Annotated in this window: 13 protein-coding genes; 10 read left to right on the top strand and 3 right to left on the bottom strand. The window is 56.6% G+C overall.

The window, feature by feature from the left end; translation table 11 throughout:
• From fdhD to VJ698_RS13625, 5 genes are all read left to right on the top strand, one after another.
• On the top strand, positions 1-604 hold a 604-nt coding region (gene fdhD / locus VJ698_RS13645; protein WP_324103323.1), incomplete at its 5' end, for a formate dehydrogenase accessory sulfurtransferase FdhD.
• A 4-nt stretch (positions 605-608) separates the two neighbouring features.
• Positions 609-842, top strand: a complete 234-nt coding sequence (locus tag VJ698_RS13640; protein WP_324103322.1) for a formate dehydrogenase subunit delta — start codon at positions 609-611, stop codon at positions 840-842.
• 356 nt (positions 843-1,198) lie between these two features.
• Positions 1,199-1,828 (top strand): bifunctional phosphoserine phosphatase/homoserine phosphotransferase ThrH, encoded by a 630-nt coding sequence (gene thrH / locus VJ698_RS13635; RefSeq protein WP_324103321.1) that lies wholly within the window; start codon positions 1,199-1,201, stop codon positions 1,826-1,828.
• Between the two features lie 448 nt (positions 1,829-2,276).
• A complete protein-coding gene (locus VJ698_RS13630) occupies positions 2,277-3,023 on the top strand; it encodes an SDR family oxidoreductase (protein WP_324103320.1) in 747 nt (248 codons plus the stop codon).
• Positions 3,024-3,709: 686 nt separating this feature from the next.
• Positions 3,710-5,377: a methyl-accepting chemotaxis protein gene (locus VJ698_RS13625; protein WP_324103319.1), complete on the top strand. Its 1,668-nt coding sequence runs from the start codon at positions 3,710-3,712 to the stop codon at positions 5,375-5,377.
• Positions 5,378-5,927: 550 nt separating this feature from the next.
• Here VJ698_RS13625 and VJ698_RS13620 read toward each other — a convergent pair.
• Positions 5,928-6,227, bottom strand: coding sequence for a hypothetical protein (locus tag VJ698_RS13620; protein WP_324103318.1), 300 nt, complete (start codon positions 6,225-6,227; stop codon positions 5,928-5,930).
• 277 nt (positions 6,228-6,504) lie between these two features.
• Here VJ698_RS13620 and VJ698_RS13615 point away from each other — a divergent pair, with 277 nt between their 5' ends.
• Genes VJ698_RS13615 through ribA form a run of 5 tightly spaced genes read left to right on the top strand, consistent with a single transcriptional unit; the run spans position 6,505 to position 11,767 of the window.
• On the top strand, positions 6,505-8,178 hold the full coding sequence (locus VJ698_RS13615; RefSeq protein WP_324103317.1) for a WD40 repeat domain-containing protein: 1,674 nt from the start codon (positions 6,505-6,507) through the stop codon (positions 8,176-8,178).
• A gap of 12 nt (positions 8,179-8,190) precedes the next feature.
• Positions 8,191-8,814, top strand: a complete 624-nt coding sequence (locus VJ698_RS13610; RefSeq protein ID WP_324103316.1) for an NAD(P)H-dependent oxidoreductase — start codon at positions 8,191-8,193, stop codon at positions 8,812-8,814.
• A gap of 3 nt (positions 8,815-8,817) precedes the next feature.
• Complete coding sequence (locus VJ698_RS13605; protein WP_324103315.1) at positions 8,818-9,834, top strand: formylglycine-generating enzyme family protein; 1,017 nt, start codon at positions 8,818-8,820, stop codon at positions 9,832-9,834.
• A gap of 24 nt (positions 9,835-9,858) precedes the next feature.
• Positions 9,859-11,112: an ATP-grasp domain-containing protein gene (locus VJ698_RS13600; protein WP_324103314.1), complete on the top strand. Its 1,254-nt coding sequence runs from the start codon at positions 9,859-9,861 to the stop codon at positions 11,110-11,112.
• 10 nt (positions 11,113-11,122) lie between these two features.
• Positions 11,123-11,767: a GTP cyclohydrolase II gene (ribA, locus tag VJ698_RS13595; RefSeq protein WP_324103313.1), complete on the top strand. Its 645-nt coding sequence runs from the start codon at positions 11,123-11,125 to the stop codon at positions 11,765-11,767.
• 59 nt (positions 11,768-11,826) lie between these two features.
• Here ribA and VJ698_RS13590 read toward each other — a convergent pair whose 3' ends face one another.
• Positions 11,827-14,088, bottom strand: coding sequence for a hypothetical protein (locus VJ698_RS13590; protein ID WP_324103312.1), 2,262 nt, complete (start codon positions 14,086-14,088; stop codon positions 11,827-11,829).
• Between the two features lie 90 nt (positions 14,089-14,178).
• Positions 14,179-14,847, bottom strand: a complete 669-nt coding sequence (locus VJ698_RS13585; protein WP_324103311.1) for a hypothetical protein — start codon at positions 14,845-14,847, stop codon at positions 14,179-14,181.
• Positions 14,848-15,049: the final 202 nt, after the last annotated feature.

Raw genomic sequence — 15,049 nt, 5'->3', positions numbered from 1 at the left:
GGGCGCGGAATGTTACGACATCGAGATCGAACATGGCAGTGCAGGAATCACCGCGCATGTCAGGATCGGCAATGCCGCCTTTATGCAGTTGAAGGAGCGGCGCCGCAACATGACCGGGCGCACGGGCTGCGGCTTGTGTGGAACAGAAAGCCTGGAGCAGGTCTTGCGACGGTTGCCGCGCGTCGACACGCCACGACCGCTATTGGCTAGCGGCATTCGGCGGGCACTCGCCGGTCTACGCGCGTTTCAACCGCTGAATCAGGCAACAGGCGGAATGCACGCAGCCGCGTGGTGCACACCAAACGGTGAGCTGCGTGCCGGATTTGAAGATATCGGCAGACATAATGCGTTCGACAAGCTGATTGGTGCAATGGCAAAGTCACGTCTGGATTTCCAGAATGGCTTCGTCGTGATGACCAGCAGGGCAAGCGTCGAATTGATTCAAAAGGCGGCGACAGTGGGGATCCCGGCCATGGTGGCGATTTCGGCCCCGACCGCCTTGGCGGTCCGCACCGCAAAGGACTGTGGCATGACCCTGGTTGCGTTCGCGCGCGGCGACGATTTTGTCGGTTACGCAAACAGCGACAACATTAGACTGGACTAGAAGAATGGATACCCAACATCTCGTGAAAATGGCCAACCAGATCGGCGATTTCTTCGACTCATACCCGGATGCGGACGAGGCCTCCTGGGAAATTACGAATCATCTGAAAAAGTTCTGGGACCCGCGCATGCGCAGTGCCTTGCTCGAACACATTCAAAAGCATCATGGCGAGGGATTGAAAGACATCGTGCTAGCGTCTATCAGGAGGCATAGAGACAAACTCGCGCCAACCTCATGATAAGACGAGCATGACGGGAAGCCGGAACACCTGCCATGCGTTGTCTGTGGGTGGGGTACGCCCCGCGGAATAACTCTGTCCATTTAAGTTCGAGACCCTCTTGGCAGTTTTTAATTGAATTCGTTCATCGTTGCCAGCGACTATCTTCATACGCTAGCGATGCTTGCAGCGAGCATATTGTTGAGAGTGGAAGGGGCGGAAAGGCTACCCTCTGTTATATCCCCCCGGCACTGCGCAGGCTAGGAATCAGCGTGAAAGCATCAATCTGATCGAGCTCATGAATAGGCGGCCGTACCGTTCCGGGCCAGCAACAGTGCGTCCGGCGAGAACTTGTTGACTTCCCTGTTGGAGAATCCATGCACATCGTTTGCCTCGACCTCGAAGGCGTCCTCATCCCCGAGATCTGGATTGAATTTTCACAACGCACTGGTATTGCCGCACTGTCTCTGACAACGCGCGACGAACCTGACTATGACAAGCTGATGCGCTATCGCCTCGAGACGCTTAAACACCACAAACTCGGTCTTGTCGATATACAGCGGGTTATCGTCGGCATGTGCCCTCTACCTGGTGCGCGCCAGTTCCTTGACGGATTGCGTGAGTGCTTCCAGGTGGCAATCCTGTCCGACACCTTCTACGAGTTCGCACAACCGTTCATGCGTCAGCTAAGTTGGCCTACGTTGTTCTGTCACCGTCTGGAGGCGGATGTCAATGGTGACGTAGTGGGCTATCATCTGCGGATGCCAGATCAAAAGCGCGCTGCAGTGGCCGCCTTCAATGCATTGCACTTGAAGACAATCGCTGTCGGCGACTCGTACAACGACGTTACTATGCTTGCAGAAGCGGACACTGGTGTTTTTTTCTGTCCACCGGCTCGAATCATGGCGGAGTTTCCTCGGTTTACTGTGACCCAGAACTATAATGAATTGCGAACTGTAATATTGGAAGCATCGACGGTTCACTCGGCAAGAACGGTGCTATGGTGACCTGTAGCACCGCAGTCGGAAAATTATCGGACAGCGCAGCAGTACATTATCTCGGCGAATCGTCGTTGATTGCCACACCTTCTAGAGCTCATTCGGCTTCACCAAATACTATTTCACGGATGCCACCGTTCCCTCCGTCTGAATTAATAATTAAATCAGCAATAGCCCGATAAATTCCCCTGGATGACCTAATAATCCGGCTTGCTGTACCGATCAGACAAACAATGGGCTCATGTGGCTGCGGTGAGTCGGTTGAGATATAAACCGTAACTGCGGCTCAAGCACAAATGCAAAATCCAAAGGCGACATCAAAAAGCCAAAATCCGGAGTGACACGATGGTCTTTGGTTCTTAGTGAAAGTTTCACATCCAAGTGAAAGCAACGCAGCAAGCCGCTCGCCTGGGTTCAGCCGTTAGACAGTAGCGCACAATTCGATATAGTTAGCGATATGAATAAAATTACAATCGTCACTGGCGGGTCACGAGGAATTGGCCAGGCAACAGTCAAAATGCTTGCCAGCGAGGGCCACCAAATATGTGTAGGCTACAACTCAAGCGAGGAACAAGCTAATTTGCTGGTAGAAGAAATTAGATTCAGCGGTGGTCATGCCATAGCGGTCAAAGTCGACATATCCGAAGAAGAACAAGTCATGGAGCTTTTTTCTCGTGTCGACAAAGAACTCGGCCTGGTCACCGGTCTTGTTAACAATGCCGCCATTCTTCTGCCACAGAGCTCTTTTTATGAACTGAATGCCCGTAGAATCAACAAGATCCTTTCAACAAACACAACAGGAAGTTTTCTTTGCGCCAGAGAGGCAATAAAACGCATGGCGCAAAAAAACGGCGGAATGGGTGGTTCAATAGTTAACGTTTCGTCTGTCGCCTCCAGACTAGGATCACCAGGGGAATATGTTGATTATGCTGCATCGAAAGGTGCACTTGACACAATGACAGTTGGCCTATCATTGGAAGTCGCGAACCAAGGCATTCGTGTCAACGGTGTCAGACCTGGATTTATCTACACTGACATACACAAAGATGGCGGAGAACCTGGCCGGGTTGATCGTGTTAAATCTATGTTGCCTATGCAGCGCGGCGGACAGCCAGAAGAGGTTGCGGAGGCTATTTGCTGGCTTCTTTCCGAGAAAGCATCCTACGTAACCGGTTCCTTCATTGATTTGGCAGGCGGAAAATAAGTCATACACGCATTCCCTCAAGACGCTGAGGCAGGCGAAGTCTTTTCGCTTGTTCGCGAACTGAGCAGTGATCGGCAGAAGTCTCTGGCAAAGCAGCCGCTCCAAGTCAATGTTCCGTCTGCCTTCGCCGAAGCAACTGCCGCTCGATCATTGTCGCTCTTGGCGCCCTTTCGACCTTACCAACCCTGCCGCAGTTGTTGAGTGCTCCTCAACTGCCGGCTCCTGGGCTACCGTGACACCGGTAGGTATTTCTAGCCCATGATTGAGTCGCCGCCGCGTTTGCAAAGCCCATCAGACGACTTGCACCGGCAAAGCACTGGTGCAAACCCATCGGGTAGCGTGTTTGAAGTAATCCGAGGTAGTTAATGATCGGATACTCATTTTGCCGTCAGCGTCGAGCGACAAAGTCCGGTCGCAGCCAGATGCCAGGCCAGCACCGATGACTCTGGCCCCGTTGACAGATCCGCATCGCTTCCGATTGTCTGACGCTGGATAAATGTAAAAAGGCGCCTTGGACTTGCCGTGCCAGTTGTTTTGTCCTTATAGCTCGGCGATTCGACAACGACTAATAAATTTTTTGACCTGGAGCAAATAATTTTATAAACGACAAGTTCGTCTACGGTCGCAAGCGGGTAATTCGATTATAGTTAAACAATTATTTTTTTTACATGTTTTAATAAACCGGTATGTCCAGTCTGCCCATCAGCCCAACTCAGATCGAAAGCGTCTCCACATCTCGCAATAGCCAACCGCCGGACGGATTCTTCGCCTACCACGGCATATGGGCACTCGGCATACGGACCTTCCGTGCGATGCGCTTCAGGGCCAAGGCGGCGGCCATCGTGTTCACTTTCATGGTGCCGATGATCGTGTTGCTGGTCTGGCTGATCAAGAGTGGCGCCGACCAGGCGATGCAGGCGCGCATGGATGCGACGCGCCAGCATGTCGAGATCGCGCACGGCGTCCTCGCGTGGGCTCAGTCGCGGGAAGCGGCGGGCGAGCTGACACGCGAGCAAGCACAGGCCTTGGCAAAAAAGGCGGTTGGTGCGCTACGTTACCAAGGCGAGGAATATTTCTGGATCAACGACATGCAGATGCGCATGGTGTTGCATCCGGCGAAGCCCGAGCTGAACGGAAAGGACGTGGGCGGCATGAAGGACCCGAATGGCTTCGCACTGTTCCAGGCCTTCGTAGACACTGTGCGCAAGGAGGGCAAGGGATTCATCAGCTACCAGTGGCCGAAGCCCGGCAGCGATGCGCCGGTCGACAAGATTTCCTATGTCAAGGGTTTTGAACCATGGGGCTGGATCATCGGGTCCGGTGTCTATGTCGACGACCTGAAGCAGCCACTGCGGCGGAAGATCGCATGGATCGCAGGCGTCGTGGCGCTGGTGTTGCTCAACGCCGGCTACATGTTCTTCAGCTTCTATTTCGTGATGGACGGCGGTCTCAAAGAGACGCAGCGGCATCTTCGTGCAATGACGGAAGGCGACCTCACGACCACACCTACACCTTGGGGCAGCGACGAGGCGGCACGGCTAATGATCGAGCTGCGCCACATGCAGGGTGCGCTGCGCAGCATGGTTCAGCGGGTGCGTGCCGCGAGCGACGACATCGTGCACTCCAGCAGTGAAATCGCGCAGGGCGCTGACGACTTGTCGCGCCGCACTGAACAGGCGGCCGCCAACCTGGAGGAAACCGCGTCATCGATGGAGGAAATCTCTGCCACGGTGAAGCATGCGGAAGAGAACACCTTGCAGGCATCGGCCGTAGCCAGGAACAATGCCGATGACGCTGCCGCGGGAGGTACGGTCATGCTGGAAGCTGTGCACAAGATGGATGGCATCCGTGATTCGTCGGTCAGGATCGGCGAGATCATTGGCACTATTAACGGTATCGCCTTCCAGACCAACATCCTTGCGCTGAATGCCGCGGTGGAAGCGGCGCGCGCCGGCGAGCAGGGCCGAGGCTTCGCGGTGGTTGCGACGGAAGTGCGCACCCTCGCCCAACGCACCGCAGCCGCGTCCAAGGAAATTACCGGGCTGATCAGCGAGAGCGTCGAGCAGGTCAAGGCCGGAACGGAAATCGTCCGCAAGGCGGGTGAGACAATCGAAGATATCGTTGCGTCTTCGCAGAAGGTCAATCAGCTACTGGGCGAAATCGCTGACGGCGCGCGTGAGCAGACCCTCGGTATCAGCCAGGTCGGTACGGCGGTGCATGACCTTGACCGCATGACGCAGCAGAACGCGGCACTGGTGGAGCAGACGGCGTCGGCGGCGGCCGCATTGAGAGACCAAGCCGATGCATTGGCCGGTGAGGTGGCACGCTTTCGGCTGCCAGAGGGGATTCATTAGGACGCGAGCGATCCATTTTCGGCGTCTGGTTCCAATCAGATGGAGTAGCCATGATGCTATCCACGTAGTGGCAGACAGGAATGTCACCGAATTCGACTAGCCGATTCAAGACGGAATCTCCATATGGTGGCGCGCATGCCAATATAAAGCCGCGTATAGTTGGCTACAGATGACGCGAACACAGCGGCCAGAGTGCGACGCGAGCATCAAAACCCGATCGCTTTCCCACACGGAGCGAACATGGCTCGATCGTTGTGAAGGCATATAGTGGTCCCTTGTCTTCAGCCAGCGGAATTCGGCGCCCGCACAGTTCCCACAACGTCTTTACTATTTCCGACGTCGCGTGCGGGTGGAAGTGTCTTACTCGGTGCGCGGCTGTACAACAAGAACGACAACATACCCGCCATCCTGTGCTGCCAAGGCCAAGTGCCGGGGGGGAACCGCTCGGTGCTGGTGGTCGGCACGAATCCATAGGCCATGCGCATTGGACTGAAATTGGTGGGCGCCGGAAAACCATATTCCGCCGCCCGCGTTCATGCCGATCGAACGATCAAACCTTGCCCGATTCGTCCGCCATCTGGTTCAACTCATCCTCCGACATGCCGGTAAGTTTCTCCAGCTTTTTCTTGTCTTCTGCGCTGATCGAGCCATCCTGAAGTTCTTTCAGCAGCTTTTCAATTTCCTTCTGCTTCTCGTCGTTATTGTCGCTCTTATTCGAGTTATCGACACTGTGGTGGTGCGAACCGCTCGAAGATCTGGATACGCCTGACATGGTTATCTCCTTGAAGGGAAAGTGTTGATAAAAAGTTACTGCAAAGATGTGTGGCGCTTCAGGACGATAGGGTTCCATTTGGAACTTCCTATCCAATGACTGCACTCATCGATCAACAAGACTTGCGCTTCACTTGACGTTTCCGAAGTGGGGGCTCTTCGGCTCGCGCGTAAAGATCAGCCGCATTGTGCAAATCCGGTGTGACTTGCGTGCGCCAGCCGAAACATGGAGACAAGACGCGCTCGGGGCTCTAGGCAAGCGACTTACCTATACCTACAACATAATGGGAGCAACGGAAATGATTCTAGACGCGAGCCGGCTTGCGACAGGCCAGGCACACTCTCCGGGCGGCACAATGCACCACCAAGGCCCGATCAGCGGCATCGCGCACACGGGGGCATATATCGCGACCGCCGGTTACGATAATCAGCTGATCCTGTGGGAGGCAGAAACACGGCGGGCGATCTCGCGCAGCCTGCACGGCCACTTGATCAACCAATGCGCGTTCAGCAATGACGGCCGCTTGCTGGTCAGCGCCAGCAGCGATTATTCCGCACGGATCTGGGAGGTGCCGTCGCTGCGTCTCAAGGCAGCATTGGTCGGGCATGCCGACGACGTCGACATGGCGGTATTTTCTCCGGACGACAAGCTGGTGGCGACGTGCGCGCTGGACCGGGTGATTCGCATTTTCGATCTCGAAGGGCATTGTCTGAAGACGATGCATGGCCATGTCGGGAATATCCTCTCGGTTGCCTGGAGCAGTGACGGCCTTCGCCTAGTGTCTTCCAGCGTCGACGGCACGGTACGCGAGTGGGACATCGCCAACGGTTGTGAAGTCCGTTGCAACGATATTGACGTCCGCACCGATACGCTGGCGATCGATGCAGTCGGCCGCATCATTGCCGGCGATGACTTCGGCCGCATCGTGGTGATCATCGACGGTCGCATCAGCTACGTTCAGGCACACAAGGCCGGTGTGAAGAAGGTCATCTACGATGAAGCCAGCAAGGTGCTGGCGACGTTGAGCTACGACCGCACCATCGCCATGTGGCAGCTCGATGAACAGATGCAGCCGAGCGAACTGTCGCGTTCGACTTTTCCCTCATCAGTCTGGCCGCGCTCCGGTGTTTTCATTGACGCCGACCGTATCGCGGTAGGCACATTTGGTTCGAGTTATGCCATCTACGACTGGCGCGCGGATCGCTGGGACCTGGACGGCATCGTCGCCGATATCAGCCTGAACGCAGTAGCCGTCGCAGGCGACTCCGTCTACGCAGTCGGCGACGCCGGTACCGTGTTGTGCGATGACGAACCCGCAACGGAGCTGGGGAGCCTCTGCAATTTCCTGCTCGCAGCTGACAACCGGCTTTTTTCGGGTGGCCAGCTCGGGCAATTGTTCGATGCACGCACCGGTGCAGTACTGTATCGCCACCATTCCCCCTTGAATTGCGGCGCGGCCTTCGTGCGGGGCGGGCAAACCCATATCGTCGTCGGCGCCTACACCGGAGAGGCACTGGTGTTTGCGATGCGCAGCGATGGCGGGCTGGACCTCGTTGCCGAGTTGAAGATCTACGAGAATGCCATCAAGGGCCTGGCGGCCAACGACCAGCTGATTTTTTCGGTGTGCGCATCGACCGCCGTCGCGTGGCATGACATCGACACTCTGAAACTGGTTCGCATGGTGCCCAGGGCGCATGAACGTATTGCCAATGGCGGCTGCCTGGCCGGCCCCAGGGGATTCGCCAGCATCGGCCGCGACCGCAAACTCAGGATCTGGGAAGGCGACCAGGTGCAAACGATTGAAACGCCGCATCCGAATTCAATCAAATGCATCTGCGCCAGCGCAGACCGCAATCTGCTGATGACCGGCGCCTATACCGGCACGCTGGCCGGGTTCGACATGACCAGCCGCACCTGGTACTCGTTCGCCCGGCCGACCAGCGCCGGCATTTCATCCATCGCTTACGACCATCGCCACGGCTATTTTCTGGCCAGTTCCTATGATGGCCGCATCTATGTCGTCAACTGAATGAAGGTCGCCATGTCCAGGATACTTTTTTTCCCCGCCAGCCTGCGTCGCGAGTCGTATCAGCAGCGCTTGCTCGACTATCTCATTCCCTTGTTTGGCAAGCATTGCGAGATTGATGTCTTGAAAAGCAGCGAGGTCACGCTGCCGCTGTTCAATCAGGACCTGGAAAGCGATCCTGAGGTTCTCGCGCAAGTGCTCTCCCTGCATCGCCGCTTTGGCGACGCGGACGGCCTTGTCGTCGCTTCGCCGGAATATAACGGGCATGTTTCGCCCTATCTGAAGAATACGGTGGACTGGGTATCGCGTCTCGGCCATATCGATGACCGCTATGCGGACGCCAATCCGTTCCGCGACAAGCCTCTGCTGTTGTGCAGCGCGACCATGGGCTGGAGCGGCGGCGTGCTCGGCTTGCAGGATGCGCGATCGATCTTCAGCTACCTTGGCTGCCTGATCGCAGGGCAGTCGATCGCGGTGGCGCGCGCTGCAGAAGCGATGCCAATGGACGGCTATCATTTTCAGCCGCACTATGCCGCGTACATGCGGGAGGCGGTCGGCAGTTTTCTGTCGCTGGTGCAGCGCCATGGAACCACACCGCACTGTCGGGAACATGCAGCGTTTGCCGCCATGGAGGAGTAGAACATGCCTGCACCGCGCGATACGGCCTGGCATTGGCCCACCTTCACGAAAACGCTGTGCGGAACGATGAGCGACCGCGAGCGGCTCGGCCTGCCCGAGCATTACGTCCCTGATCGATTCTCGGAGAGCGCAGCGTCTGCCTATGCGCGCATGTCGCGGCTTGACATCGATGCACCGCTGCAGATCGTGGACGACGGCTGCGCGCCGTTGGTCGAGCGGATCGCAGCCGGGAACATGCTGGCCTTGCTGGGCGATCCGCGCATCGATACCCGTCGGCCGGCAATGATCGTCATTGAAGCCGCCGAAGCCTCCATCGGGCTCGATACGGCCGTACTGGACAGCGTAGTTGCTGAATTTGCCGATCTTGGCCTGGACCGCCAGTGGCTGGCAAAAGAGTGCCCGCGGCATCGGGTGGCATTAGGACGCTACGCCATTGCCAAATTCCCTGTGACAAACCAGGAGTACCGCGATTTTCTGCTCGACACGCAGTATGCGGAGTTGCCTTCCTCGTGGACCTACCGGCGTTATCCCCAGGAGCGCTCCAATCACCCGGTCTACACCGTCAGCGCAGACGCAGCCGAAGCCTATGCGCGCTGGCTGGCGCAAAAGACCGGGCGGGCATTCCGGTTGCCGAGCGAAGCAGAATGGGAATATGCCGCTGCCGGCCCCGCAGGACTGACGTTCCCCTGGGGTGAGCATTTCGATGCGGGGCTCGCAAACACCGCGGAAACGGGATTGTTCACTACCAGCCCGGTTGGCGTATTCGTCGGCGGACATTCACCGTTCGGCGTGGCCGACATGGCGGGCAACGTCGAAGAATACGTGACGGATAACTATGCCGCCTATCCGGGCGGCGAATTGATTCATGACCATCTGACTCCGGCGAATGGGGCATATCGCGTCGCGCGAGGCGGCAGCTTCGCGCGATTCCGCGACCTCGCACGTACGCGCCGCCGACATGGCCATAATCCGGCCTCGGCGACGTATACGATGGGATTCCGTCTGGCGGAAAATTATTAAGACAAGAAGAAGCGAGGAGCACACATGGCACATATCCTTTTGGTCGAAACGCCACCCGACGATGAGTCCACCATTTTGCAGGAGGCCGCACGCCTAGGACACCAGGTGACTTTTTTCTCCAGCGATATCGACTACTTCCGCGAAAACGGGAACCTGGAGGCGATCCTGCGCCCGCTGACGCGTGAAATCATCTACACCGAACGCGGCGCCTATTCCTATGAAGCCTTCGAACGACTCGTTTTGGCCGTTCATGCGAAACACCCGTTCGACGCGGTGATGTGCCTGCACGATGTGCACATCGTCGTGGCCGCGCAAGTCGCGGAACGCTTGTCCCTGCCCTTCCTGAATGCCGCCACGGCGCGCCTGGCGCGCGACAAATACAGTGTCCGTGAAGCCTTGGCGCGGTACAAGGTGCATCAGCCCACCTTCGCGCTGGCCAGGTCGGAGCAGGAATTGCGTGAAGCGGCCAAGCGTCTCGGTTATCCATTGCTGGTCAAGCCATCTGACGGCATGGGGTCGCAAAACGTCTCCGTGTTTCGTTCCGAGGAAGAGTTGAACGCACGGCTCGCTGCGGGGAGCGACGTCTTGCCGCGCAACTTCGACTACGGCTATCTCGTGCATTCCAATAACCGGTTCGTCGTGGAACGCTTCATGAGCGGCCCCATCGTCGGCTGCGACGTCTTCACGCGCCATGGTGAGCGCGTGTTCCTGGGCGTGCACGAGAAGCGTTTCTTTCCGCCGCCGTCGTTTGCCATCGCGGGCAGCTGCTTTCCCTGCGAGCGTTTCGACACCGCAGCCATTCGCGATTATGCATTTCGAGTGCTCGATGCGGTAGATTTCAACCATGGCGCAGCCCATCTTGAAATCATGCTGACGGACAAGGGGCCGCATTTGATCGAACTCAATCCGCGATTGATTGGTGCGCGCGTCAGTGACCACATTGGCATGGTGTTCGAACGCTCCATCCACGAGGATCTGATTGCCTTGCACCTGGGCGAACCGCTGACCGGGCTGAAAGCCGCAAAGCCGCGCCGGTTTGTGGCAAGCCGATGGGTGGTTGCCGACCGCCCCGGCATCCTTCAATCAATTGAAACGCCGGATACGACCGCGCCGCATATACACAGCTTCCGTCTTTACAAGAAGCCCGGCGATGCCGTCATTCCGCCTCGCATCAATCACGACCGCGTTGCGCGCGTACTGACCTTGGGCGCAACACAAGAGGAAGCCGAACGATTGGCCGACTCCTTCGTGTTCAACACCCGTCTCCACATTCAATGAAAAGTGATCCATGACTCTGCCATCCACCGACGCCAAATTGAACCTTCACGCGGTATGCCGCCTGCCGACGACGTGGGGAGAATTCCAGCTGCACGGATTCATCGATGACGATACGGGCCGAGAACACGTCGCCTTGACCATGGGACATATTGCTGATGGTGCGCCCGTGCTCACCCGCGTGCACTCCGAATGCCTGACGGGCGACGGCTTTTTCAGCCGCCGTTGCGATTGCGGTCCGCAACTTGCTGCCGGCATGCAGGCGATCGCCGCGGAGGGACGAGGCGTTCTCCTGTACCTTCGCCAGGAGGGGCGTGGCATCGGCCTGTTCAACAAGATCCGCGCCTATGCGCTGCAGGACCAGGGCGCCGACACCGTGGATGCGAATCGGATGCTCGGCCTGCCTGACGATATGCGTGAATACACGATGGTGCACACCATGCTCGGCCTGCTGGGTGTGTCCACGGTCCGCCTGATCACCAATAATCCAGCCAAGATCGAAGCCTTGCGACGCCTGGGAATCATCGTCAGTGAACGCATCGCACTGCACGTCGGACGCAATACAGACAATGCCCGTTATCTCGATACAAAGATGCGACGGATGGGACACCTGGCAGACCAGCATCTCGAATCCGATCCGGCTGTCGCACCCCTCTGAACGGGTAGGGAATGCCGCTTCGGCGCACGGCGTTGTCGTCCGCCGCCTTGACACTCCCCCTACTCCGCTATCGGGGAGCCTATCTTGTCGAGATACCTTTCTATCGCATCCCTGTATGGAACGGGAAGCAGTTCCGCCTGTCCGGACAGGGCTAAATGCTGTGCTGCAGGCAGTGGGCCGGTGCCGCGTTGCGCAGCCTCAAGCGCATATGAGATGTTGGCAATCTGCGCCGTGGCTTGCGCATCGTTGCAGATCCATGGCACCAAGGATGCCATGCGAGCGCCTAAACCCTCATGCATTTGAAGTAGAAGCGAATACAGAATGTCCTCGCGAATCTTAGCGAGCTCTTCTGGGTCAGTGAACGCTGGTGCATCATCAATGCCATGCGCCGGGTCAGTCAGGGTATGCGAAACAAGCAGTGTGGGTTCTCCCTTGTCCGACTCACTGAGGTCTTTCCCGAACTGCTCAATCATGGCCCTCAGCTTTTCAAACTCGTTATTTATTGCGCAGTGAGTGACACATGCGAGGCGGGTGGCGGCATCCAAAGGGGAAAACAGTACATTAATCAATTGCTGCTGCACAGACTGCTCCATGCGTGCGAATGCACCATTGGAAATGGACGCCAATGTCCTCGCCTTGATATCCCGATAGGGGGCAAGGCGGATATGACGAATCAGTTCATTGGTTGCGGCATGCTGGGTATCGTGGTCGGCAGATTCAATATTGACGCAGTGAAAGACATACCAGTCATCAAGGATTTGTGCGCGCGCGCTCGGCGAAATACCGGTCATGCCGGCATTGAATACTGCACTGTAAAAGGACGCGAGATCCCGACATGCGTCGTCTTCCAGCTCCTCGGTGCCGAAGCCTACGCCGGCCATGGCCAGCAAAGATGCAATCGCATTGGGAGCGTAACGGGCCATGATGTACTGGTTCGACATCTGGGACGGATCTGGTGAATGCTCATGGGAGCGCCTTGCCGAGGCGCGCATGGCATCCACGTCGATGTCGCTTTTGACCATGTCCGCGTCATTCACTCGTGGTGCGAACGCACTTCCACTAATTCTTAAGTGATCGGCAAGAAGGTTTTCCGCGTGCGGTGAGGACGCGTTCAGCGCAGTTGCCAGTCCTTTGGCAAGCATCTCCTTGTCTCTTGCAGAACGTTGTCCGAATGTATTCTCGAAGTCTTCGCACAGGGTCTTGTAAGTGGCGTCCTCTGCCCATCCACGGTTTGTTCTCGCCCGCAATACCGCTAACGCCGTCGGGGCCCAGGACATGACATCGGTCTTGGTGAATACATATTGCATGGCGGCCGCCGCAATGCGGTTTGCTTCCGCCATCATATCAGCCGGTGCACATCGCTCCCTCCCGGCCTGGGCCAACCAGGTGAAGCCAAACAGTTTTTCAACTAGTTCTTCCCGGCTTTCCTGCCCCGCCGTGATTCGAATCCAATTTTTGGAGCGGTCAAAGTACAGCATTGACGTGGGATTGAAACCGAAACTGTCGCGGTACTGCACTTGCTTGAGAATCAGCTTGTTCGGCGTGGACCACTTGGGATCTTTCCTCGCAAAGATCACCTTTTTGCTTCCGGCATTCGTCACGATGAAGGGCAAGCCATCCTCCCGGCGCACGTCGGCCTTCGCAGACTGGCGCAACGGATCGAAGCAGAGCCTGCTGATGAAGCTCGCATTCTCCGCGGCTTGTCCGATCATTCCGAGCTCGCTAGCGGGGGCATGGGTCAGGAAATGCGTAAGCAATTGGCTTTCATCGTTACTTATCCAGCCTAGATCCTCTTCAGCGTCTTGTAGCGCGGCGGCAGCGGACTGGGTGTGGTTGTCGTCCTTCGCGATGAGCGTAATGGCACCTGCCATGATCTTGCCGCTACCCAACGATGGATACTTTTGATAGCTTTTGCATAGAACAATCTTGAGTCGCCCCTCCTTGATATCGGAGTAACCACTGGCAAGGAAGGTCGCCAGATCGGACTTCCCATTCACTTCGGGCTTTTCGACAGTCATGTCGAGAACCAGCACCCCCGGCCTGGTGGCCTGCATTTTTCCCTTTGTGAGCCACGCCCTGGTTTGTTGGACCAGTTTATGCACATTCCAGTTGTTAAGATCGTCATCATCATTCCCCTTTCCAGGTGCACTGGGGTTCAATGGTGCGATAGCGATGCGCCCCCTGAAAAACAAGTTTTTCCCGGATTTCAGGTCCAACGTTTCGAAGTAGTCAGGCAACTGTATCTGGTGTGCCAAGGTATCTACACTCTTTGTCTCGCTCAGCGTCCTAGCTATCTCTACTCCTCTGGAAATCGCTTCCATACCGCTGGAAAACAGATAGGTTTCACGGGAGGCGAGACCAGGTACTTCAAACGCTGTCCCTGCTCTTGTTTTGAGTATTTCGGCGGCAGCTTACTTGAAGTCGGTGTCGGTGTACGGTTTGAACGAAGCCAGCAGGAGATGCATCTCTTCCAGCATTGCGGCATAGCCGGCGAAAAAAAGTGTTGAATCCTCGATCGTGGTCGGCAATGCGCGGATTGTATTGACCAATGCATTCAGCGCGTTGGCAACCAGCGGGGTATTCTTGAGTTCCGGGTCGCTCCTCTCGCTGGTCAATACTTTGTCGAGACCATTGATTAACGATGCAGAACATCCGGCGATGGCACGCATTGCATGGCCGTGGGGCAGATGTCCCAGTGCCGTAACGACTTTGTGGCTCTCTTCCTTGAACAATTCAAAAAGAGCACCGTTATCGACCTTTGCCCGCGGCTGGCCTGATGGCGCTGACGGGGGGCGTGTCAAGGACGCCAGTTTTCCGACTTCGTGATTCGATGGCCGCCCGCCGAGCAATTTCAGAATCTTTTCGGCTTTTTGCGCATAACTGCGACTCTCGAATTCGATCGCGACCAGACCATTGTGCAATCGCTTCACGCTAGTGCTTGACTTTCGTGCGAGCCCTAAAGCCAACTTCCAATTGTCGTGCTTGAGTTTTGCCAGAATGCGAGATGCGTTGCCTTCTGAATTGACGAACAGCACCTTGTCGCTTGGATGATTGTGGCGCTGGCTTCGGTAGATGCTCAAGCATTGACTGCGCCATTCAGAGTGCGGAATGTCCCGCTGATAACTTGAACTAAGCGCGTGACTAGAGCGGTTTTCACATCAGTGAATGGAATAGCCGCAATGGGCAAACCATCCTCTGGCATCGCTATTACTGATTTTCCCAATGATCTTTGTTAATGCCAAGTCAAGTGCTTCCTTGGTCCGGGCCTTCATGCCGCGTAGC

Origin of the sequence: Noviherbaspirillum sp. (assembly GCF_035254685.1) — a bacterium.
In the GTDB taxonomy this organism is placed as follows: domain Bacteria; phylum Pseudomonadota; class Gammaproteobacteria; order Burkholderiales; family Burkholderiaceae_D; genus Noviherbaspirillum.
Note: the sequence above shows the minus strand (reverse complement) of the source record. Positions and strands in the feature narration are given on the sequence as shown.

Bases quoted from the DNA above. Each gene is read 5' to 3' on its own strand.
- VJ698_RS13600 (WP_324103314.1), top strand. From the start codon at position 9,859: ATGGCACATATCCTTTTGGTCGAAACGCCACCCGACGATGAGTCCACC.
- VJ698_RS13610 (WP_324103316.1), top strand. From the start codon at position 8,191: ATGTCCAGGATACTTTTTTTCCCCGCCAGCCTGCGTCGCGAGTCGTAT.
- VJ698_RS13640 (WP_324103322.1), top strand. From the start codon at position 609: ATGGATACCCAACATCTCGTGAAAATGGCCAACCAGATCGGCGATTTC.
- VJ698_RS13625 (WP_324103319.1), top strand. From the start codon at position 3,710: ATGTCCAGTCTGCCCATCAGCCCAACTCAGATCGAAAGCGTCTCCACA.
- VJ698_RS13620 (WP_324103318.1), bottom strand. From the start codon at position 6,227: ATGGAACCCTATCGTCCTGAAGCGCCACACATCTTTGCAGTAACTTTT.
- VJ698_RS13605 (WP_324103315.1), top strand. From the start codon at position 8,818: ATGCCTGCACCGCGCGATACGGCCTGGCATTGGCCCACCTTCACGAAA.
- thrH (WP_324103321.1), top strand. From the start codon at position 1,199: ATGCACATCGTTTGCCTCGACCTCGAAGGCGTCCTCATCCCCGAGATC.
- VJ698_RS13615 (WP_324103317.1), top strand. From the start codon at position 6,505: ATGCACCACCAAGGCCCGATCAGCGGCATCGCGCACACGGGGGCATAT.
- ribA (WP_324103313.1), top strand. From the start codon at position 11,123: ATGACTCTGCCATCCACCGACGCCAAATTGAACCTTCACGCGGTATGC.
- VJ698_RS13590 (WP_324103312.1), bottom strand. From the start codon at position 14,088: ATGGAAGCGATTTCCAGAGGAGTAGAGATAGCTAGGACGCTGAGCGAG.
- VJ698_RS13630 (WP_324103320.1), top strand. From the start codon at position 2,277: ATGAATAAAATTACAATCGTCACTGGCGGGTCACGAGGAATTGGCCAG.